The sequence below is a fragment of the Novosphingobium sp. genome (assembly GCF_027489515.1).
Lineage (GTDB): Bacteria > Pseudomonadota > Alphaproteobacteria > Sphingomonadales > Sphingomonadaceae > Novosphingobium.
This window is the reverse complement of the sequence record NZ_JAIXZS010000090.1, coordinates 16,052-38,855: the sequence shown is the minus strand read 5'-3', so window position 1 is coordinate 38,855 and position 22,804 is coordinate 16,052. Positions and strand designations below refer to the sequence as shown.

General features: G+C 66.1%; 14 protein-coding genes. 10 read left to right on the top strand and 4 right to left on the bottom strand.

Annotated features, from left to right (window positions below; genetic code table 11):
- Positions 1-32 precede the first annotated feature (32 nt).
- From Q0082_RS15835 to Q0082_RS15820, 4 genes are all read left to right on the top strand, one after another.
- Complete coding sequence (locus Q0082_RS15835; RefSeq protein WP_298194469.1) at positions 33-2,969, top strand: M16 family metallopeptidase; 2,937 nt, start codon at positions 33-35, stop codon at positions 2,967-2,969.
- Positions 2,939-3,364 (top strand): GFA family protein, encoded by a 426-nt coding sequence (locus Q0082_RS15830; protein ID WP_298194467.1) that lies wholly within the window; start codon positions 2,939-2,941, stop codon positions 3,362-3,364. The genes Q0082_RS15835 and Q0082_RS15830 overlap by 31 nt, the downstream gene beginning before the upstream one ends.
- 80 nt (positions 3,365-3,444) lie before the next feature.
- Positions 3,445-5,544 carry a prolyl oligopeptidase family serine peptidase gene (locus tag Q0082_RS15825; protein WP_298194465.1) on the top strand — a complete coding sequence of 700 codons (2,100 nt, stop codon included), beginning with the start codon at positions 3,445-3,447 and terminating at the stop codon, positions 5,542-5,544.
- Between the two features lie 74 nt (positions 5,545-5,618).
- Positions 5,619-6,992, top strand: coding sequence for a class II 3-deoxy-7-phosphoheptulonate synthase (locus tag Q0082_RS15820; RefSeq protein WP_298194464.1), 1,374 nt, complete (start codon positions 5,619-5,621; stop codon positions 6,990-6,992).
- Between the two features lie 10 nt (positions 6,993-7,002).
- Here the strand turns inward: Q0082_RS15820 and Q0082_RS15815 are convergent, their stop codons facing one another.
- Positions 7,003-7,962 carry a TauD/TfdA family dioxygenase gene (locus tag Q0082_RS15815; protein ID WP_298194462.1) on the bottom strand — a complete coding sequence of 320 codons (960 nt, stop codon included), beginning with the start codon at positions 7,960-7,962 and terminating at the stop codon, positions 7,003-7,005.
- A 103-nt stretch (positions 7,963-8,065) separates the two neighbouring features.
- Here Q0082_RS15815 and Q0082_RS15810 point away from each other — a divergent pair, with 103 nt between their 5' ends.
- From Q0082_RS15810 to Q0082_RS15795, 4 genes are all read left to right on the top strand, one after another.
- Complete coding sequence (locus tag Q0082_RS15810; protein WP_298194460.1) at positions 8,066-9,022, top strand: hypothetical protein; 957 nt, start codon at positions 8,066-8,068, stop codon at positions 9,020-9,022.
- A 105-nt stretch (positions 9,023-9,127) separates the two neighbouring features.
- Positions 9,128-11,158 (top strand): S9 family peptidase, encoded by a 2,031-nt coding sequence (locus tag Q0082_RS15805; RefSeq protein WP_298194458.1) that lies wholly within the window; start codon positions 9,128-9,130, stop codon positions 11,156-11,158.
- A 40-nt stretch (positions 11,159-11,198) separates the two neighbouring features.
- Entirely contained in the window at positions 11,199-12,473 is a 1,275-nt protein-coding gene (locus Q0082_RS15800; protein ID WP_298194456.1) for an amidohydrolase family protein, read from the top strand.
- A 73-nt stretch (positions 12,474-12,546) separates the two neighbouring features.
- Entirely contained in the window at positions 12,547-14,304 is a 1,758-nt protein-coding gene (locus Q0082_RS15795) for an amidohydrolase family protein (RefSeq protein WP_298194454.1), read from the top strand.
- 751 nt (positions 14,305-15,055) lie between these two features.
- Here the strand turns inward: Q0082_RS15795 and Q0082_RS15790 are convergent.
- On the bottom strand, positions 15,056-15,892 hold the full coding sequence (locus tag Q0082_RS15790; protein ID WP_298194452.1) for an enoyl-CoA hydratase/isomerase family protein: 837 nt from the start codon (positions 15,890-15,892) through the stop codon (positions 15,056-15,058).
- 204 nt (positions 15,893-16,096) lie between these two features.
- On the opposite strand from Q0082_RS15790, the gene Q0082_RS15785 reads away from it, so the two are divergent.
- Positions 16,097-18,295 carry a TonB-dependent receptor gene (locus tag Q0082_RS15785; RefSeq protein ID WP_298194450.1) on the top strand — a complete coding sequence of 733 codons (2,199 nt, stop codon included), beginning with the start codon at positions 16,097-16,099 and terminating at the stop codon, positions 18,293-18,295.
- Here the strand turns inward: Q0082_RS15785 and Q0082_RS15780 are convergent.
- On the bottom strand, positions 18,292-19,179 hold the full coding sequence (locus tag Q0082_RS15780) for a DUF808 domain-containing protein (RefSeq protein ID WP_298194448.1): 888 nt from the start codon (positions 19,177-19,179) through the stop codon (positions 18,292-18,294). The genes Q0082_RS15785 and Q0082_RS15780 overlap by 4 nt on opposite strands.
- 118 nt (positions 19,180-19,297) lie before the next feature.
- On the opposite strand from Q0082_RS15780, the gene Q0082_RS15775 reads away from it, so the two are divergent.
- Complete coding sequence (locus Q0082_RS15775; RefSeq protein ID WP_298194446.1) at positions 19,298-20,824, top strand: amidase; 1,527 nt, start codon at positions 19,298-19,300, stop codon at positions 20,822-20,824.
- 6 nt (positions 20,825-20,830) lie between these two features.
- Here Q0082_RS15775 and Q0082_RS15770 read toward each other — a convergent pair whose 3' ends face one another.
- Complete coding sequence (locus tag Q0082_RS15770; RefSeq protein WP_298194445.1) at positions 20,831-22,747, bottom strand: potassium transporter Kup; 1,917 nt, start codon at positions 22,745-22,747, stop codon at positions 20,831-20,833.
- Positions 22,748-22,804: the final 57 nt, after the last annotated feature.

Genomic DNA, 22,804 nt, shown 5'->3' with positions numbered 1-22,804 from the left:
CCTTCATTTCTTGCCGCCCTATACAGGGACCTATGGCTTTTCTGTCCCGGTTCGCCCCGCGTACGCCCCGCGCTCTCGCTCCCGTCGTTTCTGCCGTTCTTGTCGGTCTGCTCGGTCTATCCGCACCGGTCCTGGCGAAAGCTCCGGTCAAGGCGCCCGCTGCCCGCGCCCCGGCGCCCCGGGCCGCGACCGGCACCGTCCCCTGGCTCTACCGCGGCAGCGACGTGCCGCAGGACAAGGCTTGGATCTTCGGCGTCCTGCCCAATGGTCTGCGCTATGCCGTGCGGCGCAACGGCGTGCCGCCGGGCCAGGTCTCGGTGCGCATGCTGATCGATGCGGGCTCACTCTACGAAACCGATCCGCAGCGCGGCTATGCCCATCTGATCGAGCACCTCACGTTCCGCGATTCTAAATACCTCAAGGCGGGGGAGGCGATCCCGGCGTGGCAGCGGCTCGGCGCCACCTTCGGCAGCGACACCAATGCGGAGACGAGCCCGACGCAAACCGTCTACAAGCTCGACATTCCCGATGTTTCGCCCGCCAAGCTGGATGAGACGTTCCGCCTGCTTTCGGGCATGATCACCGCACCGATCTTCACCGACGTGGGCGTGAAGACCGAAGTGCCGATCGTGCTGGCCGAAATGCGCGAGCGTTCGGGCCCGCAGACGCGCATTCTCGACGGCACGCGCGCGGTCTTCTTTGCCGGGCAGCCGCTCGGCAGCCGCTCGCCCATTGGCACCGAGGAAACGCTCAACGCGGCGACTCCGGCCAAGGTCAAGGCCTTCCATGATACCTGGTACCGGCCCGACAACGCCGTGATCGTGGTGGCCGGCGATGCTGATCCGCAGGCGCTGATCACACGTATCAAGCAGTGGTTCGGCACGTGGAAGGGCGCCAGCCTGCCCAAGGGCAAACGCCCGCCGCAGCCCGATTTCGGCGCACCCAAGCCGCCCGTCGGCGGCGATCCTGCCAATCCGGTCGGCGATGCCAAGGTCATGGTCGAGCCCGACCTGCCGCGCGTGTTCAACTATGCCGTGCTGCGCCCGTGGCACAAGGTGAACGACACCATCGTCTACAACCAGGGCCTGATGATCGACCGGCTCGGCATCGCGATCATCAACCGCCGGCTTGAAGGCCGCGCGCGCGCCGGGGGCAGCTACCTTGCCGCCTCGGTGGAGCAGCAACGCATCAGCCGCTCTTCCGATGCGACGCTGGTGACCGTGACCCCGCTCACCGATGACTGGAAATCGGCGGTCAAGGATGTCCGCGCGGTGATCGCCGATGCGCTTGCCACACCGCCTACCGAAGAGGAAATCGCCCGCGAAGTGGCCGAGTTCGACGTCGCGTTCAAGGTGCCGGTCGAAACGCAGGAAACGCTCGCCGGCTCGAAGCTGGCCGATGATATCACCGATGCGGTCGATATTCGTGAGACAGTGGCCAATCCGGACACGGTCTACAGCATCTTTCGTAGCTCGATCCCGCTATTCACGCCCGCCGCCGTGCTCGATCATACGCGCGCGCTGTTCAAGGGCACCGTGGTCCGTTCGGTGCTGATCACGCCCAAGGCGTCCGACGGCACCGAGGCGGACCTGCGCACCGCGCTGCTCGCGCCAGTCGCGCCCTCCTCGGGCAGCCGCCTTGCCGCCAGTTCGCTGAGCTTCAAGGACCTGCCGCCGATCGGCACGCCCGGCAAGCTTACCAACGCCGAAGGCACCGGCCTCCTCGGCATCGAGCGGATCGAGCTCTCCAACGGCGTGAAGGCGCTGCTCTGGTCGAACGAGGCTGAACCGGGCCGCGTCATCGTGCGCGTCCATTTCGGCGGCGGTTATTCGGTCATCGATCCGCGTGACGCGGTCTATGCCTCGCTCGGTGAAACCGCACTGATGGACAGCGGCTTCGGCACGATCGGGCGCGAGGAGCTGGACCGGCTGGCAACGGGCCGCAAGCTCAGCCTTGACTTCGATATCGACGATACCAGCTTCAAGTTCTCGGCCGATACGCGCCCGGCGGACCTGGCCGACCAGCTCTATCTGTTTGCCGCCAAGCTCGCGATGCCGCGCTGGGATGCCAATCCGGTGGTGCGCGCACAGGCCGCCGCGCGGCTCGCCTACGAATCGACCAATGCCTCGGCCGCCTCGGTGCTCCAGCGCGATGTGGGCTGGCTGCTCAAGGATGGCGATCCGCGCTATGCCGTGCCCAATCCGGCAGAGATCGCCAAGGCCAATCCCGACGGCTTCCGCCGCGTGTGGGCCGCACTCCTCAAGCAAGGCCCGATCGAGGTCGACATTTTCGGCGATTTCAACCGGGACGAAACCGTCGCTGCGCTGGAACGCACGTTCGGCGCCTTGTCGCCGCGCGATCCGCTTCCCCCGACGGGCTTTGCCCCCAAGGTGCCCGCACCGGTCGGTGATCCGCTGACCCTCAACCATCATGGCGATGCCAACACCGCCGCTGCACTCGTCGCCTGGCCCACCGGCGGCGGCAGCGCGGGCGTCCACGAATCGCGCCAGCTCGAACTGCTTTCGCAGGTCTTCAACAACCGCCTGTTCGATGCGATGCGCGAGAAGATCGGCGCTAGCTATGCGCCGCAGGTCTCCTCGAACTGGCCGCTTGATCTGCCTTCGGGCGGCTATCTTGCCGCCACCAGCCAGCTGCGCCCGGGCGATCTCACCGCGTTCTTCGCCGCGACCGACAAGATCGCCGCCGATCTCGCCGCCGCGCCCGCGACGCCCGACGAAATCGCCCGCGTGACCGAACCGATGAAGCAGCTGATCACGCGCGCGAGCACCGGCAACGGCTTCTACATGTACCAGCTCGAAGGCGGCGCGCTCGATCCGGACAAGTTCACCCAGATCCGTTCGATCCTCTCGGACTACAGCGCGATCACGCCGGACCGGCTGCAGGCGCTGGCAATGCGCTATCTGCTGCCGGCCAAGGCGTGGCGCCTGCAGATCGTGCCGGGGAAATGACCCGGCGGATCGCCACGTGCCGGTGCGGCGGGCTGACCGCGACCTGCACGGGCGAGCCGGTGCGCATCTCGGTCTGCCACTGCCTTGAATGCCAGAAGCGCAGCGGCAGCGCCTTCGCGGTGCAGGCGCGCTGGCCGCTCGACCAAGTGGAGCTCAGCGGCGCATTCCACGAATGGGTGCGCGTTGGCGAGAGCGGTAGACCTGCGACCTTCCGCTTCTGCCCGAATTGCGGGGCCACGGTGACGTTCGTCTCGGCCTCCATGCCCGATCTCACCGCGGTCCCGGTCGGCGCCTTTGCCGACCCGACCTTTCCGGCGCCGCGCTTCTCGGTTTTCGAGACGCGCCGGCATCCCTGGGTCCACGTCGCGGCCGAGGATATGGAGCATTGGGATTAGCGGACCTTGCCCCAAGGCCGCCTTGAACCGCCAGGGGGCGGCCGATAGGCTCAATGCCATGATCTTCCGGGAGTATCTTCATGCGGCGTCTCGCCCTTCTTGCGGCCCTCGCCTTGTCGGCCACTGCACATCCGGCGCTGGCGCAATCCGTGGTTGAAGGGGACGATCCCTATATCTGGCTCGAGGACGTCTATGCCCCGCGCGCCATGGCCTGGGTCGAGGCGGAGAATGCGCGTTCGCTCGCGGTGCTCAAGGCCGATCCGCATTTTGCCGGCTTCTACGCCGATGCGCTCAAGATCGCCGAGGCGACCGACCGCATCGCGATGCCGCGGCTGATCGGCGGCCAGATCGCCAATCTCTGGCAGGATGGCACCCATGTCCACGGTTTGTGGCGCATGACGACGCCAGCCGACTATGAGAAGCCGGAGCCTGCCTGGCAGACCCTGCTCGATCTCGATGCGCTTTCCGCAGCGGAGAAGGCCAATTGGGTCTGGGCGGGCGCGGACTGCGAGCCGACCGCGGAGAAGCGCTGCCTCGTTGCGCTGTCCGATGGCGGCGAGGACGCCAACACCCTGCGCGAGTTTGATCTCGCCACCCGCAGCTTTGTCTCCGGCGGCTTCACGCTGCCCAAGTCGAAGCAATGGGTTAGCTGGGAAACGCCCGACAGCCTGATTGCTGCACGCGATTGGGGTGCGGGCACGATGACCGCCAGCGGCTATCCCTTCGTGGTCAAGCGCATGGCGCGCGGCGCGCCACTTGAAGCCGCCACCGAAGTGTTCCGCGGAAAGCCCGATGATGTCTTTGTTATCCCCGCCAGTTTCACTGACGGCGCGGGTCATGCCGAAGTCGTCATCACGCGCGGGATCACCTTCTTCGAGGCAGAATTTGTTCGCGTAACGGGGCAGGGCACCACACCCATCGCAGTCCCGCGCAAAAGCACGGTCAAGGGCCTGCTGCAGGGGCGCCTGATCTTTCAGGTCAACGAGGACTGGACCCCGGCGGGCGGCCAGCCGATCCCCGCCGGCGCGCTGGTTGCGATCGATCCCGCGGGGAAGGCCGCGCCTGAACTGATCTTCGCGCCGGGACCGCGCCAGTCGGTCGATGCCGATGAAGTGACGGTGACCCGCGACCATGTGCTCGCGGCGGTTTATGACAACGTGCGCGGGCGAGCGATGCGCTTCACTCGCACGGCGAGCGGCTGGCAGAAGAGTGTGCTGCCCTTGCCTGACAACGCGGCGGTCAGCATGGTTTCCAGCGACCATGCGTCCAACACTGCCTATGTCTCGGTGCAGAGCTACCTGCTGCCGACAGCCCTGTGGAAGGTCGACGCTGCCTCGGGCAACGCCGTGCAGATCAAGCAGACCCCGGCGCGCTTTGCCGCCGATGGGCTGGTGACAGAGCAGTTCGAGGCGACTTCGAAGGACGGGACGAAGGTTCCCTACTTCATCACGCACCGCGCCGACATGAAGCTGGATGGCACCACGCCGACGCTGATGACGGCCTATGGCGGCTTTCAGGTCTCCTACACGCCGCATTACAGCGGGGTAACCGGCAAGCTCTGGCTCGAACGCGGCGGGGCCTTTGTCGTGGCCAATATCCGCGGCGGCGGCGAATTCGGCCCGGCGTGGCACGAGGCGGGCCTCAAGACCAGGCGCCAGGTGATCTACGACGATTTTGCCGCGGTGGCCGAAGACCTCATGGCCCGCAAGATCACCAGCGCAAAGAAGCTTGGCATCTATGGCGGCTCGAACGGGGGGCTGCTCATGGGGGTCGAGCTTACCCAACGGCCCGAGCTGTTCGGCGCGGTCAGCATCCAGATCCCGCTGCTCGATATGCTGCGTTATGAGAAGCTCTCTGCCGGAGCCTCATGGGTCGGTGAGTATGGCACCGTGGCGAACCCGGACGAGAAGGCCTTCTGGCTCAAGACCTCGCCCTATTCGAACCTCAAGCGCGGTGCGCCTTATCCTGAAACCCTGATCTGGACTACGACCAAGGACGACCGCGTCGGTCCGGTGCAGGCGCGCAAGTTTGCCGCACGGATGAAGGAATATGGCCTGCCCTACCTCTACTACGAGACGACGGCAGGCGGCCACGGCGCCGGGGCCAATCTCAAGGAAAGCGCGATGACGACGGCGCTCGAAATGGTCTACTTCCAGCGCCGCCTGATGGACGCGAAGTAGGCATCAGCCGCCAAACCTTTGCATTTGTGCCACGGTACCGCTAAACGCGCGCGTCCTTGAGGAAAGCGAGTACCGTGGCAACGAACTGGAATGCGAACAGCTGGCGCGCGGCAGAAGCGAAGCACCTGCCCACTTATCCCGATGCGGCGAAGCTCGCCGCGGTCGAGGAAACGCTGACCCGGTTTCCCCCGCTGGTCTTCGCGGGCGAGGCGCGCGCGCTCAAGGCTGATCTTGCCGAGGTGGCCGCGGGCAAGGGTTTTCTGCTCCAGGGCGGCGATTGCGCCGAAAGCTTCGCCGAATTCCACCCGAACAACATCCGCGATACCTTCCGCGTGCTGCTGCAGATGGCAGTCGTGCTGACCTTCGCCGGCAAGCAGCCGGTGGTGAAAGTGGGCCGCATGGCCGGCCAGTTCGCCAAGCCGCGTTCCTCGCCGGTCGAGAAGATCGGTGATGTCGAGCTGCCGAGCTATCTGGGCGACAACATCAACGGCATCGAGTTCACCTCGGAAAGCCGCATCCCTGATCCGGAGCGCATGCTGCGCGCCTATTCGCAGGCCGCGGCCACGCTCAACCTGCTGCGCGCCTTCTCTACCGGCGGCTATGCCAACTTGCGGCAGGTCCACCAGTGGACGCTCGACCATATCGGCAAGAGCCCGTGGGCGGCCAAGTTCAGCGAGACGGCGGACAAGATCGGCGAAGCGCTCGATTTCATGGAGGCCTGCGGGGTCAACCCCAGCACCGTGCCGCAGCTTCAGGGCACCACGTTCTACACCAGCCACGAGGCGCTGCTGCTCCAGTACGAGCAGGCGATGACGCGGCAGGATTCGCTCACCGGCCAGTGGTACGACACCAGCGCGCACATGCTCTGGATCGGCGATCGCACCCGCTTCGAAGGTTCGGCGCATGTCGAGTTCCTGCGCGGGGTGGGCAATCCCATCGGCATGAAGTGCGGACCGAGCCTGACGCCCGATGCGCTGCTGCGCATGCTCGATACGCTGAACCCCGGGCGCGAGCCGGGCCGCATGACCCTCATCAGCCGCTTCGGGCATGACAAGGTCGAGGCCGGGCTCCCCGCGCTCGTCCGCGCTGTTGCGCGCGAAGGGCATCCGGTGGTGTGGTCGTGCGATCCGATGCACGGCAACGTGATCAAGGCGGACAACGGCTACAAGACGCGTCCGTTTGACCGAATCTTGAGCGAAGTGAAGGGCTTCTTCGCCGTCCACCGTGCGGAAGGGACGCATGCCGGCGGCATCCACATCGAGATGACCGGGCAGGACGTCACCGAATGCACCGGCGGTGCGATCGCGATCACGCAGGACAGCCTCGCGGATCGCTATCACACCCACTGCGACCCGCGCCTCAACGCGGCGCAGTCGATCGAGCTTGCGTTCCTGCTGGCCGATGCGCTCAACGCCGAGCGCGCCGAACGCAAGGCCGAAGCGGCCTGACGCGTGCTCGCTAAACGGGCGGCAGCGGGGGCCTGAAATCCCCCTGCCGCCACGGCGCACCGCGCATTTCTTCCGCATCCGGCACGGCAAAGCGCAGATAGCCGAAGAACGTCGCGATGGTGCGCTCGGCAGCGTCAACAATCGCGCGCCGTCCGTGCATGAAGCGCGTATTGTCGAGCACCAGCACGTCACCTGCCTGCCAGCGTACTTCGGCGGTCAGCGCCTCGCCGGTGGCGTGGATGGCTTGCAGCCACTCTTCCGGCACCGGGTTGAGATCATCGAGCAGCGGGAAATTGCCGCGCCCGTTGTTGAACCGCGCAAAGAGCAGGAAATTGCCGAAAGCGGGGCCATCGGCGAACATCGGCTTGTGCAGCGCGGGCCTTGAGAATTCGCGCGCGATGCGGCCATCGGGCAAGCGCCAGAAGCGATAGGGCAGGGGGCGCGGTGGGCCAGCCAGCAGGGCATCGTCCGGCGTTTCGGTGCCGAACCAGAAGCGCAGCAGCGCCGGCCAGACGCCCATCACATGCACCAGTCGCCGCCCCTCCAGCCCTGCGCGCACATCGGCCGGCAGGGCGGCAGCGAGCGCGATCCCGTCGCACAGCGTGGTCTCGCCGCCCGTCCCCGGCGGGCTGAGGCAGCCAAACAACGCGGCATCGGGCTTCCACGGCTCGCGCGCCAGTTCGGGGTGAAGCGCGAAGGCATTGGTGCCGCCATCGACGCCCTGGATGGCTTCGGCGGCATCGAGCACCGCGCGGCCGGGTGTCTCGTTGATCACGGCGGTCGCGCAGAGGCTGCGCGCGAAGCGGCGGAAGACATCGAGATCGGCGCCGAAGCCGCGCAGCAGCAGCGCACCATGCGTCTTGTAGGCGGCTTCGACCAGCGCGGGATCGAGCGCGCCCAGCGCCTCATCCGCTGAAGGCGCGATCACCGCATAGGGGCGCCCGGGCGCGGGAAGTTCGATCTGGACCATTGCCCTTGCGGCCTAACCCACCCCCAGCCCCTCCCGCAAGCGGGAGGGGTGACGACCAGCGCTTGCCTTCCCTAACTTGCACAAACCCCGCTATGCTTGCGCCATGTTGCTGACGCTCGCCGAAATCACCGCCTCGCCCAATCACTACCTCCATTCATTCGAGGGTGCGGATGCGGCGATCGTGCCGATGGACCGGGCGGCCTATGCACGTTCGATTTTTCTCGATGCGCGGATTTCACCGGCGGGGGAGGGCGCCGCGCTGGTCCCGGCGGCTCAATTGGCGGCGGCAGCGCCGCCCTTGCGCACAACGGCGTGGATATTCCACGTCGCGCATTGCGGCTCGACGCTCCTCGCCCGCGCCATTGAGGCCCTGTCGAGCGGCCTTGTACTGCGCGAGCCGATGGCGCTGCGCCAGATCGCCCTCGCACCTGATCCTGCGCGGCTGCAGCTGGTGCTCGCGATGCTTTCCCGGCGCTATGACGGGGAGGAGCCGACGCTGATCAAGGCCAATGTTCCGGTCAATGCGCTGCTCCCGGCCATTGCGGCGGCCGATCCGGCGGCGCCTGCGGTATTCCTCCATCTCGGCCTGGAAGACTATGCGCTCGCGGTCCTGCGCAGCCCGCAGCATCGCGGCTGGGTGCGCGACATCGCAGCGCGCTTTGCCGGAGTTTCCACCGGTGCCAGCGACGCGCAGTGCCTTGCGGCTTTGTGGCTCTGGCAGATGCGGGCCTTCGCCGCTTCGCTGGAAGCGATGCCGCAGGCCTGCACACTCGATGCCGAGCGGTTCTATGCCGATCCCGCCGGTACGCTCGCCGCGCTTGCCCCGCGGCTGGGCCGCGCGGCGGATCCGGCGCGGGTTGCAGAGGTTGCGGGCGGGCCGCTGTTCGGCACCTACTCGAAGCGCCCCGGAGTTGCCTTCGACAATACCGCGCGGCTTGAACGCGGCGCCGCCCTGCTGCGCGAACTTGCCGGCGAACTTGCAGAAGCGCGCGAGCATGCCCAGCTTGCCGCGCCCGATCTGGCAACACTGGAAACCCGCATCGCCGCCGCCTCTCTCTGAAAAACCAAACCGTTAAAGTCAATTTCGAGGAAGTCCGGGGTTGAGCCCTGTCCGCCCCGGGCATAGCCTTGCGCCTCGATGCAGTAGCGCGGGGGCGTCTCGGGGATGGGTGCGGAGTTCGGAAACAGCAAGCGCGCGGTTTTTTGTGCGCTGATCGCAGGTCTCCTTGTGGCTGCACCAGCGGCTGCCCTTGCCGCCGATGTGCCGGCACCGCCCGCCACACCCGCCGCACCTGCGCCCGCACCGCCTGCGGCGCCCACCCCGGACGGACCTCCGCCCAAGATCGCCACCAGCGTGCTCGGCAAGCTGCAATTCATCAGCGGCCCGCAGCTTTCGCCCGATGGCCAGCATGTTGCCGCCTTCGTCACGGTCAACAACCGCACCGTCGTCGGCATTTTCGATCTCGCCGCCGGCACGAACAGGATGCTGAACGCGGGCGAGAAGCTCGACATGCAGTGGTTCCGCTGGGCCGGAAACGACCGGGTGCTCATCAGCATCGGCAAGATGGTGCCGTGGTTCGGCGAAGATGCGCTGCAGTCGCGTCTGATCGTGCACGAGATTTCGACCGACAAGGTCCGCTTCATCGGCGGCAAGGAGGAAGGCCTCGATGGCGACGACATCCTCTGGGTCGATCCGGAGGGCAAGTCGATCCTCCTGTCGTATCAGGCCACGATCTACGATTATCCCAGCGTCTCCTCGGTCGATCTCGCCAACAACCGCTCGAAGACGGTGGTGGCCGCGCGGGAAGACCTCTGGAACTGGTACGCCGACGAGAAGGGCGTGGTCCGCGCCGGCCTCATCTTCAGCGACAACAACTGGAAGATGATCTACCGCGAGAAGGACGGCGACAGCTTCCGCACCGTCATCAAGGCTGATGTCAAGGACCGCGAAGCCGGCTGCATCTTCTACCGCATCTACCAGGCGAGCGACGAAGGCTACTGTATCATGCGCAATGATGCGAACGGCCACGATGCCCTCTTCCGCTACAACTTCGCCACACGGCAGCGCGGCAGCCTCGTTTTCGAGGCGCCTGAGGTCAATGTCGACGACTTTGATACCAAGTTCGACAGCCCGGAGCTTCTCGCCGCGTGGTACACCGACAGCCGCCCCCGCGCGCACTGGTTCGATCCGGAAATTGCCGCGATCCAGTCGAGCATCGACAAGGCTGTCACACGGGCGCTCGGCGATCGCTCGGCGACCATCGTCAGCTATTCGCGCGATCGCTCCCGCATGCTCGTCTATGTCGGCGGATCGGGCGATCCCGGCCGCTATTATGTGTTCGATCAGGCGGACGGCGTGATGAAGCTGTTCGCCGAGTCGAACGAGAAGCTGAAGCCAGCGCAGCTCGTGACCACCACTTACACCCGCTACAAGGCGCGCGACGGGCTCGAACTGCCGGCCTATCTCACCCTGCCGCCGGGCCGCCCGGCGAAGAACCTGCCGCTGGTGATCCTCCCGCACGGCGGACCATACGACGTGCGCGATGAAGGCACGTTTGATGCCGAAGTGCAGTTCCTCGCTAACCGCGGCTATGTCGTTCTCCAGCCCGAATATCGCGGCTCGGGCGGCTATGGCGAGGCCTTCGACAAGAAGGGGCAGGGGCAGTGGGGCCGCGCCATGCAGGACGATCTCGACGACGGGATGGACTGGCTCGCCAAGCAGGGCACCATCGATCCGAAGCGGGTCTGCATCGTCGGCAGTTCCTACGGCGGATATGCAGCGATGTGGGGCGCGATCCGCAATCCCGAGCGCTATCGCTGCGCGGCCAGCTTTGCGGGCGTTTCCGATCTCAAGCGCCAGCTCAAGTACTCGAACAAGTTCTTCCGCTCGCAGCGTTACAAGGATGATTGGCGCCGCACGGTGCAGGGTGAGGATGCCTTTGATCTTGCCACCGTCTCGCCGCTGCTTACCGTGGACAAGCTCAAGATACCGCTGCTTCTGGTGCACGGCGACGATGACCAGCGCGTGCCCTACAAGCAGTCCAAGCTCATGGCCGATGCGCTGGCCAAGGCGGGCAAGGACTTCGAGTTCATCACGATGAAGGGGGAAGGGCATGGCTTTTCGAGCGACGCCAACATGCAGCTTTGGTTCGACAAGCTCGATGCCTTTCTGACGAAATATAACCCGGCGTCCTGACGTCTCGCCAAGCTGCTGCGGATCGGGCAGGATGGCCGCCATGATCCGGACTATCCTCGCCGCCACCCTCGTGTTTGCCGTTGCCGGCAACGCTAATGCTGAAACACTCTACGTCCGCGCCGGCCACCTCGTTGATCCGGAAGCGGGTGCTGTGCTGGGCGCTCGGCTGTTGCGGGTGGAGGACGGCCGCGTTGCCGCCGTGCTGCCCGATGGACCGATCCCGGCTGGTGCGAAGCTCGTCGATTGGTCGGGCTTCACCGTGCTGCCCGGCCTCATCGATTGCCACGTCCACCTCGCCGATACCGGGCAGACCTCCAACGTTGCCGAGCCGCTGCTCCATTCGCCGATGGAGATTGCCTATATCGGCGCGCGCAATGCCCGCACCACGCTGATGGCAGGTTTCACCACGGTGCATGACGTGGGCAGCTTCCGCGCCTTCGCCGATGTCGAACTGCGCAATGCGATTGACCGCGGCGACGTGATTGGGCCGCGCATGCAGGCCGTCGGCGCCTATGTCACGGTGCCGGGCGGCGGCGGCGAGGTGACCGGTTTCTCGCCCGAGGTGCGCATTCCCGACGACATGCGCGCGGGCGTGGTGAACGGGCCGGACGATACCCGCGCCAAGGTCAACTACCTGTTCCAGCACGGGGCGGACTCGATCAAGCTCATCGCCACCGGCGCGGTGCTGGCGAGCGGCACCGAAGCGGGCCAGCAGGAACTGACCGAGGACGAAATGCGCGCCGCGGTCGAAGTCGCCGCCGCGCGCAAGTCGTGGGTCACGGCCCATGCTCACGGCGCGGGCGGCATCAAGGCGGCGATCCGCGCCGGGGTCCGCGCGATCGAGCATGCCAGCCTGATCGACGATGAAGGCATCGCGCTCGCCAAGGCCAAGGGCGTCTGGCTCGATATGGATATCTACAACGGCGACTACATCGCCGATGTCGGGCGCAAGGAACATTGGCCTGAAAACTACTTGCGCAAGAACGACGAGACGACCGAGGCGCAGCGCATTGGCTTCCGCAAGGCGGTCAAGGCCGGGGTGCGGCTCTCGTTCGGCACCGATGCCGGGGTCTATCCGCACGGCGAAAACGCGCGCCAGTTCGCCTACATGGTGCGCTACGGGATGACGCCGATGCAGGCGATCCAGTCAGCCACCACGAGCGCTGCAGAACTGATGGGCTGGAGCAAGGACGTCGGCGCGCTCTCGCCCGGCCACTTTGCCGACATGATCGCGGTGCCCGGCGATCCCACCGCCGATATCACCATGCTGCAGAAGGTCGCCCATGTGATGAAGGGCGGCGAAGTGGTGCGCTGAGCACTTTTGCTGGGCGCGCCGCCGCCTGCTTTGCTCTATCCTCTGCTGAAGCAAAAACCTTGGGGAGAGCCTGATGCATGACGTGATCATCCGCGGCGGCAAGATTGTCGATGGTTCGGGCGCCGCACCCTTTATCGGCGACATCGCCTTCAAGGACGGGGTGATCACCGAAGTCGGCCCGAAGATTGCCGGCACTGCCGCGCACGAGATCGATGCCGAGGGCCACGTCATCACGCCGGGCTGGATCGACATTCACACGCACTACGACGGCCAGGTCAGCTGGGACGACGAACTCGCGCCCTCCTCGCACAACGGCGTGACCACCGTTGTCATGGGCAACTGCGGCGTCGGCTTCGCGCCGGTGCGCCCGGGGCAGGAGAAGGAACTGATCGAGCTCATGGAGGGGGTGGAGGATATCCCCGGCACCGCGCTCTACGAAGGGATCGAGTGGGGGCGGTGGGAGAGCTTCCCCGAGTACATGGACTACATCGCCTCGCGCGAATACGCGATCGATGTGGGCGCGCAGATCGCCCACGGCGCGGTGCGCTACTACGCGATGGGCGAACGCGGGCGGACCAATGAGGACGCGACGCCGGATGAGATCGAGCGCATGGCCGATCTCGTCGAGGAAGCCGTCGCCGCCGGTGCGGTCGGCTTTTCCACTTCGCGCACCATCGGCCACCGCGCGCTGTGGGGTGAGCCGGTGCCGGGCACGTTCGCGCCGGAGGAAGAACTGCTCGCCATCGCCCGCCGGTTCAGGAAGCTCGGCAAAGGGGTGATCGAGGCGATCCCGGCGGGCACCGTTGGCAAGTTGGAGGCGCTGGGCGGCGAACGCAGCGAGCCGCTGGCGGAGCTGGAGCTGTTCCGCCGCATCTCGGAGGAAAGCGGCCGGCCGCTGACCTTCACGCTCGTCGAGATCCGCGAATATGCGCCGGACCTGTGGCGGCAGATGCTGGACCGCTGCCGCGAGGCGAACGAAGGCGGCGCGCACCTCTTCCCGCAAGTGCCCTCGCGCATCATAGGCTTCATCCACGGGCTCAGCAGCTATCACGCCTTCATGCGCCGGCCGACCTACCTTGAAAAGCTGGCGCACCTGCCACTCGCGGAGCGGGTCTCGGCGATGCGCGATCCGGAAATCAAGCGGCAGGTCCTCTCCGAACGCGACGTGCCGCATGAGGCGCCGGGTTCGATGCAGAACGTCTACGGCCTGTTCCGGCGGGGCGCGGCGAGCCTCTATCCGCTGACCGAGCCGATCAATCTGGAAGCCGAGAAGTCCACCTCCATCGGCGCCAAGGCCAAGGCCGAAGGGCGCGACGCGCTGGAGTATCTCTACGATGCGATGCTGGAGGACGAGGGGCGGAGCTTCCAGGCGCTGACGCGGGACAACCAGCCCAAGAGCCTTGCCGTGCTCGAGGAAATGCTGCGCCATCCCGATACCGTCACCGGCCTCAGCGATGCGGGCGCCCACGTCACGCTGATCTGCGATGCGACGATGCCCACCACGCAGCTCAGCTACTGGACACGCGACCGCAAGAGCGGACCCGTGCTGCCGCTCGAATTCCTCGTCCACAAGCAGACTGCGCGCAATGCCGCGCTCTATGGCTTTGGTGATCGGGGCCTGCTGCACGTGGGCAAGCGGGCGGACATCAACGTGATCGACTATCACGGCCTCACCGTCTCGCCTCACGTGGCCCACCACGATCTGCCGGCGGGCGGCACGCGGCTGATGCAGCCGGTGAAGGGCTACCGCGCGACCTTCTGCAACGGCGTGATGATCCGCGAGAACGACACCGACACCGGCGCGCGGCCGGGGCGGCTGGTGCGGAGCTAGCGGGTCCCGCCGCGGGACAAGTTGACACGGTTGACACTGTCCTGAGGGAAAACTTGGGGCCCCCGCATGTCCCCTTCCGGCACACCCGAGCTGGGCGCGAAACGGCGGATATGCGTTGGATTCGCGAGGCATGAGGCGATCATGCCCGACCGCGCCACCTGTAGGACCGCGGTTTATAGATAACAGGCGCGTCTGTTATTTTTGGGAACGCGGGAAGCTGAAAGTATAGTCGCTGTGCAGGCTGGACATGCCTCCGCGTCCATAACTGATCCTATCAAGTGGCAGCGTTGAAGATCAGCCAGATCTGTGTGGCAAAGAGGACCGCAACGGCGGCACCTAGCCACATCACGAGATTGAACAGGCCGCGCGCTTTGGCCACAGCATCAGCATGGGACTTCGTCACGTCTTCTAGAAGGGCGGCAGTCCGGGCTAGATTGTCCTCGGTCGTCGCAATTTGGGCCTCTAACTGTGCCACTCGCTGCGTGAGATCGCTTTGGTCTGCCGATAAGGGTGCTGATGGACCCGTCTCGCTTGGGGCCCGCATGGAACGAACAAGCCTTGTCGCGCTGTTTGCAAGAACTGGGGCCTGCTTCAGGATTGCGTCCCATGGAAGTGAAGCCAACACCGTACCTAAAGCCATCCTGAACTCCATTCGGCAAACGAGCGTCTAGCGCGCTAGTTCTAAAAAGATCCAGTCGCGAGTGACGGTGACAGTAGTGACAATGTCCAAGCCTTACTGCCTCTCCGACACTCAACCCTCTCCCGCCACCTCCGCGCTTAACTCCGCAACCCGCAGCTCCGCCTCCCGCGTCTGGCCGCCAAGCTCCAGAAACTTGCGCATCTTCGCACGGGCGGTGTCGCTGAACAGCAGCGTCTGGAAGAGGCCGGATTCGATGCGGCAGCCTTCGTCCAGCGGCAGGGCGGAGGCTTCGATCGATTGCTTGGCGAGGCGCACGGCTTCGGGCGGGAAGCTGGCGATGCGGCGGGCGAGCGCGCTGACGTGGGCGTCGATCTGGTCGACGGGGAGGGCGCGGTTGAGCCAGCCCCAGCGTTCGGCGGTTTCGGCATCGAGATCGCCTGCGCCGAGGATCACTTCCACTGCGCGGGCGCGGCCGATCAGGCGGGGGAGGCGCTGGGTGCCGGTGCCGCCGGGGAGGATGCCGATGGGCACTTCCATCTGGTTGATCACTGTCTTGCCAAGCACGCCGAAGCGCATGTCGAAGCTCATCGAAAGCTCCGCCCCGCCGCCGCCGACACGGCCCTCGATCTGGGCGATGGTGACCTTGTCCATGCGCTGAAAGCGATTGCACATCTCGTGGTAGGTATTGACATCGCCCGTGGGCGCGTTGGGGGCATCGGCCATGGCGACAAGCAGCGCGACATCGAAATGGGCGAGAAAGAAATCGGGATCGGCGCTCTTGAGCACGAAGACGAGCGCCTCGGGATCGGCTTCGAGTTCGATGGCAAACGCGGCGAGCTCTGCGAACAGGTCCGCGGTAATGACGTTGATCGGCGGGGCATCGACAGTGGCGGTGACGAGCGCGCCTTCCTGCGTGACGTGAAGCAGCTTGTAGGTGTCGTAGGCCATGGTTTGGCTCCTCTCCGTAGGGCAGCATAGAGGCGATCCGGGGGTGCGCAATGGCCGCGCGGGCGACGGCTATTGCTGATCTGCGCAATAAATTGTAACAAGATGTGATGTTGTATCATTAACCTCATCCGGTATAGGCCTCGCCCATCGAGCTGATCCGTTCGCAGTCGCAACAGCGACGGGAGCGCACATGCCGAGGGGTCGATGATGAAGTTTTCCAGTCTGCTTTCTTGCGGGTCGGCGCTGGCCGCACTTGTTTTCGCTGCGCCTGCGTTCGCGTCCGATGAGGCGCCGGATGGGGACCAAGGCGGCGCCCACGGACAGCCTTCGCCCGGGATCGTGGTGACCGCACCCTATGAGCGGGCACGCGATACGCTCGCCGCTGCTGTCACGGTGCTGCAGGGCGATGCGCTGCAAGTGCAGCTGCGCTCGACCATCGGCGAGACGCTGGCCCGGCAGGCGGGCGTTTCGGCCAGCTTCTTCGGCCCCAATGCCTCGCGCCCGATCCTGCGCGGCCTTGATGCCGAACGTGTGCGGGTGCTGACCGACGGCATCGGCAGCTTCGACGTGTCCAACACCTCGGTCGATCACGCGGTGGCGATCAATCCGCTGCTGGCGGACCGGCTCGAGATCGTGCGGGGGCCGGCGGCGCTGCTATATGGTTCGGGTGCGATCGGCGGCGTGGTCAACATGCGCGATCTGCGCATCCCGCGCGAGGTGCCGGAAGGCGGGCCGCATGTCGATGCGGTGGCTGGCTATGCGTCTGCCGCGCGTGAACGCAACGTCGGTGCTTCGGTCAACGTGCCGCTCGGCAGCGGGTTCGTCGCGCATGCCGATGGCAGCTTCTTCAAGTCGAGCGATTATCGCAGCGGCGGCTTCGTGTTCAGCCGCGAACTGCGCGCGGAAGCGGCCGAGGAAGGCGGCGAGGCGGCGGAAGACGCGCGCGCATTTCGCCGCGTCGACAACACCGCCGCCCGCACCTGGGACGTTGGCGGCGGGCTTGGCTGGATTGGCCAGAGCGGCGCAAGCTTCGGCTTTGCGGTGAGCCACTTGCGCAATCGCTACGGCATTCCCAACGGGCTCGAGCTCGGCCATGACGAGCACCATGAGGAAGAGCATGACGAGGATCATGTGGAGCTTCTCGCCGAGGAGCACGGGGACGATCATGGGGACGATCACGGTGACGATCACGGCCACGAGGAAGGCCATGCGCACGAGGACCTGATCCTCCAAATGCGCCAGACGCGCGTCGATCTGCGCGGCGCAGTGCCGCTGGGCGGCGCCTTCGAGGTGCTGAAGGTGCGCGCGGGCTGGGCCGATTACCGCCACGACGAGATCGAGAGCACGGGCGAGATCGGCACCAGCTTCTTCAACAAGAGCTGGGAAGCGCGCGCAGAGCTGGTCCAGGCTGCACGCGGTGGCTGGCGCGGCGCGACGGGTGTGCAGGTCTTCAGCCGCAATTTCCGCGCGGTTGGAGAGGAAGCCTATGTCCCCGCCAACGAGACGCGCCAGTTTGGCCTGTTCACCTTGCAGGAGCTCGATCTTGGGAGGCTCCTGCTTGAGGCTTCGGGCCGGTTCGAACACAGCACGGTGAAGTCTGCGGCGATTGGCGCCGAGCGGACGTTCAATGCGGTCTCGCTCTCGGGCGGCATTTCGGCACCGCTGAGCGATCAGTGGCGGCTTGCGCTGAGCGTGGCGCGCGTGGAGCGGGCGCCGTCCGCCGAAGAATTGTTCGCCGATGGCGCGCACGCGGCGACGCGGGCCTACGAGATCGGCAATCCCGGCTTCCACAAGGAGCGGCAGGTCGGCCTCGAGGCGGTGCTGCGCGGGCGCGGCAAGGGCTGGCGCATCGAGGTTTCGTCCTTCCTCAACCGGTTCAACAACTTCATTTCGCTCGCCCCGACGGGCGGTGAGGAGGACGAGTTGCCGGTGTTCCGCTATTCGCAGCAGGACGCCCGCTTCTACGGCTTCGAGGTGGAAGGCGCGGTTACGCTTGCGCAGCTCGGGCAGATGCGCATCGAGGCGACGGGGCTGGTCGACTATACCCGCGCCACCCTGCTGGGCGGCGGCGCAGGCGGAGGAGGGGGCGCGGTGCCGCGCATACCGCCGCTGCGGTTCATCGGCGGGCTCGAGGCATCTGGCGGTGCCGTGGGCGGGCGGATCGAGGTGGAGCGCGCCGCTCCGCAGCGCCGGGTGGCGGCGTTCGAGACCGCGACGCCGGGCTGGACGATGGTCAATGCCAGCGCATCATGGAAGCCGTTCGGCCCGAACACGGCGACCACGCTGCTGCTGCAGGCCAACAACATCTTCGATGTCGAGGCGCGGCGGCACACCAGCTTCCTCAAGGATGTCGCGCCGCTGTTCGGGCGGGATATCCGCATCAGCGTGCGGATCGGGTTCTAGCGCTTTGCGCCCTTCACCAGGTGGAGCGCGCCCACGATCAGGGTGCCGAGCACAAGGCCGATCAGCCCGCAGATCGCAACGTCTGCCAGCCACGCGGCAAAGCCGTGGTGAAGGCCGACCCACTCCGCCGGGTGCGCGCCGGCGCTGTGGACGATGATCTGGCCGCCGACCCAGAGCATCGCCGCCGTGCCGATGATACCGAGCGCGGAGAGCACCGCGGGCATGGCGCGGACGAGGCCGCGTCCCAGCGCGCGCGTGGCGCCGAGTTTGCGCTGCGCAAGGTTGAGGCCGATATCGTCCATCTTCACGATCAGCCCGACGACGCCATAAACCGCGGCGGTGATCGCGATCGCGACGACAACTAGCGCGGCGGTGCGCAGCGCGAGGCCTTCGGCCGCGACTTCATTGAGCGCGATGACCATGATTTCGCCCGAGAGGATGAAATCGGTACGGATCGCGCCCTTGATCATGGTGTCTTCGTGTTCAGGCTCAACCAGTTCCTGCGCTTCCTCGGCCAGGTCTTCCTTGTGGGTGAGCGCGTGGATGATCTTTTCCGCGCCCTCGAAGCACAGGAACGCACCGCCCGCCATGAGGATCGGCGTGATCGCCCAGGGCAGCAGCACCGAGAGCGCGAGGATCGCCGGAGTGATCACGACCAGCTTGTTGAACAGCGATCCGCGCGCGATCCGCCAGATGATCGGCAGTTCGCGGTCAGGCGTGAAGCCGGTGACGTAATTGGGCGTGACGGCGGCATCGTCGACGACGACGCCCGCCGACTTGATCCCAGCCTTCCCCGCTGCCGCGCTGACATCGTCGAGCGAGGCGGCGGCAAGTTTGGCGATGGTGGCAATATCGTCGAGAAGGGCAGCTAGTCCGCCGGGCATGGCAATTCCTGTTGGTGCACGGTGAGCAGGGTAGCGGGCGGGTGGGGGCAAGGGCAAGCAGTGATAAGAGGGCATCAAGTCCCTTGCCACCCTTACCGCGCCGCGCTTTGATGCCGGCATGATCGATACCCCGCGCCTGACACGGCGGTCCGCACTGGCGCTTGGCGCTGCATCCGCTGCCATTCTGGCCGAGGCGCGGGCGGCGCCGGTAGCGTCAGGGGCGCTGACGGCGCTTCCGGCGCATCAGCTCGCAGCGATGATCGCAGCCCGCAAGGTCTCGTCCGCCGAAGTGACGGGGGCGTATCTCGACCGGATCGAGCGGCTCAATCCTGCAGTGAATGCGGTTGTCGGCATCCCCGAGCGCTCTGGGCTGATGGCGCAGGCGAAGGCGGCGGATGCGGCGGTCAAGGCCGGCGGGACGCTGGGCGCGCTGCACGGGTTGCCGCACGCGGTCAAGGATCTGTCGGCGGTGGCAGGGCTGCCGTGGACGATGGGATCGCCGATCTTCAAGGATCAGGTGGCGAAGGCCGACGGGCTGATGGTGGAGCGGCTGCGGGGGGCAGGCGTGGTCTTCGTCGGCAAGACCAATTCGCCCGAGTTCGGACTTGGCAGCCACACCTTCAATCCTGTGTGGGGGACAACACGCAATCCGTGGGACCTGACGCGGTCAGCCGGCGGGAGCACCGGGGGCGGCGCAGTGGCGCTGGCGCTCGATCTGCTGCCGCTTGCCGATGGCAGCGACTATGGTGGTTCGCTGCGCAACCCGGCTGGCTGGAACAACGTGTTCGGCTTGAGGCCGAGCCTCGGCCGGGTGCCGGGGGACGGACCGGATGACTGGCAGGTCTCGATGGGCGTGGCCGGGCCAATGGCGCGGTCTGTGGCCGATCTGGCGCTGCTGCTATCGGTGCAGGCCGGGTTCGATGCGCGCAAGCCGATGATGCTCGAAGGCGGCGGCGAGGCGTTCCGCGCGGTGCGGCCCGAGGGGATGAAGGGCAAACGCATCGGCTGGGCGGGCGATCTGGGCGGCGCGGTGCCCTATGAGGCGGGTGTGCTGGAGACTTGCCGCAAGGCGCTGGCCCGCTTCGAGGCGATGGGCGCGGTGGTCGAGGATGCCGTGCCGGACTTCCCGGTCGAGCAGGCATGGCAGGCCTTCGTGAAGCTGCGGCACTGGCAGCAGGGCGGTAATCTCCTCGCCTACTACCGCGATCCGGCAAAGCGCGCGCTGCTGAAAGAAGCAGCGGTGTGGGAAGTGGAGGGGGGCCTTGGCCTCTCGGCCTTCGACGTGAATGCATGGAGCGCTGTGCGCAGCCAGTGGAGCCGGGCAGTGCACAAGCTGTTCCAGCGGTATGATTACTGGGTGATGCCGACCTCGCAGCTGTTCCCGTTCCCGGCGGACTGGATCTACCCCAAGGCCATCGCCGGGCGGGAGATGCGGACCTATCACGAATGGCAGATGGCGACCTGTCTCGTCACATTGGCGGGATGCCCGGCGGTGGCGGTGCCGGCTGGGTTCGGTCCGGCGGGGCTTCCGATGGGTCTGCAGATCGTTGCCCCGGTGCATGGCGATGCGGCCTGCCTTGCGGCTGCCGCGGCATGGGAAGCGGCGAGCGGCGACATCCTTGCAAGGAAGCCGCCGCTCGCCTGAGGGCATCTAGATCCGGAGTTGGCTGCCGAGTTCGACCACGCGGTTCGTCGGGAGCTTGAAGAAGTCCATCGCGCTTTCGGAGACCTTGAGCATCCACGCGAAGAGCCGTTCACGCCATAGCGCCATGCCGGGGATGGCGCAGGAGGCGATGAGCTTCTGCCGGCTGAGGAAGTAGCTGGTGTGGAGCGGCTCAAAGGTGAGGTCGGTGCCAGTGCAGGCTTCGGCGAGATCGCGGGGGATGTCGGGGTCTTCCATGAAGCCGTAGTGGAGGATCGCGCGGTAGAAGCCGTGGCCTTCGGCGTGGAAGCTCGCGCGGCGGGCGGGATTGACCTGCGGCACATCTTCCACCTGTACCGTGAGCAGCACGACGCGTTCGTGGAGGACCTGGTTGTGCTTGAGGTTGTGAAGGAGCGCGGCGGGGAGCACTTCGGGCGAGGCGGAGAGGAACACGGCGGTGCCGCGCACGCGGTGGACGCTGGCGGCGGTGGACTGGATGAACACCGCGAGCGGCAGACTATCTGCCAGCAGCCCCTCGCGCATCAGCCGGCGGCCGGTCGACCAGGTGGTTAGCAGGGTGAAGATGACGAGACCGACGAGGATGGGGAACCACGCGCCTTCGAACAGCTTGGCAAAGCCCGAGGCGAGCAGGACGGCATCGATGGTCACAAACGTGATGAAGCCGATAACAGCCTGCCAGCGGGGGCTGCGCCAGATGCGGAAGACGACGACGTACTGCATCAGTGTTGTGATCAGCATGGTGCCGACAACGGCAAGGCCATAGGCCGGGAGCATGGCCGCGGAAGCCTGGAAGCTGATGACAAGCACGGCGACCATGACCGCGAGCGCCCAATTGATCGCCGGGACATAGATCTGCCCGCGTGCATGCGAGGAGGTGTGGAGAATCCGCAGCCGCGGCAGGAAGCCGAGCTGGATCGCCTGCTGGGTGACCGAGAACGCGCCCGAGATGACCGCCTGGCTGGCGATGATCGTGGCGAACGTGGCAATCACCAGCAGCGGGATGGTGAGGTTCGTCGGCGCCATGTGGAAGAACGGGTTGTCGATGAATTCGGGGTGCTGCAGCAGCATTGCGGCCTGACCCATGTAGTTGAGCATGAGTGCGGGCAGGCAGATGCCAAGCCAGGCAAGGGTGATCGGAACGCGGCCGAAATGGCCCATGTCGGCATAGAGCGCCTCGGTGCCGGTGAAGGCGTAGACGATGGCGCCGAGCGACAGGAACGCGAAGAGCGGGTGCGCAGTGAAGTAGCTCACTGCCCACAGCGGATTGAGCGCGAAGAGCACTTCGGGGGCCTGCACGATGTGCGAAATGCCCATGGCGGCGATCGTGGCGAAGTAAATCAGCATGACCGGGCCGAACAGGCGGCCGACCTTTTCGGTGCCGCGCCGCTGGATGGCGAAGAGGCCGATCAGGATGGCAAGCGCGATCCACACGATCCACGGCTTGAACGCGCTGCTGACCACCCCGAGCCCTTCGACCGCAGAGATGACCGAGATGGCAGGCGTAAGCATCGCATCGGCAAAGAACAGCGCGGTGGCGAAGAGCGCGCCGATGAGCAGCCAGCGCTTGGGTGCCTTTTCGCCCAGTTGGCGATGGATCAGCGCGTAGAGCGCGAGGCTGCCGCCTTCGCCCTTGTTGTCGCAGCGCATGACGATGAAGACGTACTTGACCGTGACGACGAAGACGAAGCCCCAAAAGATGAGGCTGACGATCCCGTACAGATCGGTGATCGTGGTGGAGAGGTGATAGCGCGGATCCAGCGTGGCCTGCAGGGCATAGAGCGGGCTGGTGCCGATATCGCCAAAGACGACGCCGAGCGCGCCCAGGGTGAGTGCGCCGCGGCTGCCGCCGTGAGTGAGGGAAGGATCGGGTGATGCCGCCAATGCGGCTGGGGCCGGGTCTGTCATGAGGCGCGAGATGCGCCTTCCTGGCATTAAGTTTCCATGTGGATTGTGGAAGCTCGC

Coding starts and splice junctions, on each gene's coding strand:
- Q0082_RS15770 (WP_298194445.1), bottom strand. CDS start 22,747: ATGACAGACCCGGCCCCAGCCGCATTGGCGGCATCACCCGATCCTTCC.
- Q0082_RS15800 (WP_298194456.1), top strand. CDS start 11,199: ATGATCCGGACTATCCTCGCCGCCACCCTCGTGTTTGCCGTTGCCGGC.
- Q0082_RS15815 (WP_298194462.1), bottom strand. CDS start 7,962: ATGGTCCAGATCGAACTTCCCGCGCCCGGGCGCCCCTATGCGGTGATC.
- Q0082_RS15780 (WP_298194448.1), bottom strand. CDS start 19,179: ATGCCCGGCGGACTAGCTGCCCTTCTCGACGATATTGCCACCATCGCC.
- Q0082_RS15810 (WP_298194460.1), top strand. CDS start 8,066: ATGTTGCTGACGCTCGCCGAAATCACCGCCTCGCCCAATCACTACCTC.
- Q0082_RS15775 (WP_298194446.1), top strand. CDS start 19,298: ATGATCGATACCCCGCGCCTGACACGGCGGTCCGCACTGGCGCTTGGC.
- Q0082_RS15805 (WP_298194458.1), top strand. CDS start 9,128: ATGGGTGCGGAGTTCGGAAACAGCAAGCGCGCGGTTTTTTGTGCGCTG.
- Q0082_RS15835 (WP_298194469.1), top strand. CDS start 33: ATGGCTTTTCTGTCCCGGTTCGCCCCGCGTACGCCCCGCGCTCTCGCT.
- Q0082_RS15795 (WP_298194454.1), top strand. CDS start 12,547: ATGCATGACGTGATCATCCGCGGCGGCAAGATTGTCGATGGTTCGGGC.
- Q0082_RS15825 (WP_298194465.1), top strand. CDS start 3,445: ATGCGGCGTCTCGCCCTTCTTGCGGCCCTCGCCTTGTCGGCCACTGCA.
- Q0082_RS15785 (WP_298194450.1), top strand. CDS start 16,097: ATGATGAAGTTTTCCAGTCTGCTTTCTTGCGGGTCGGCGCTGGCCGCA.
- Q0082_RS15790 (WP_298194452.1), bottom strand. CDS start 15,892: ATGGCCTACGACACCTACAAGCTGCTTCACGTCACGCAGGAAGGCGCG.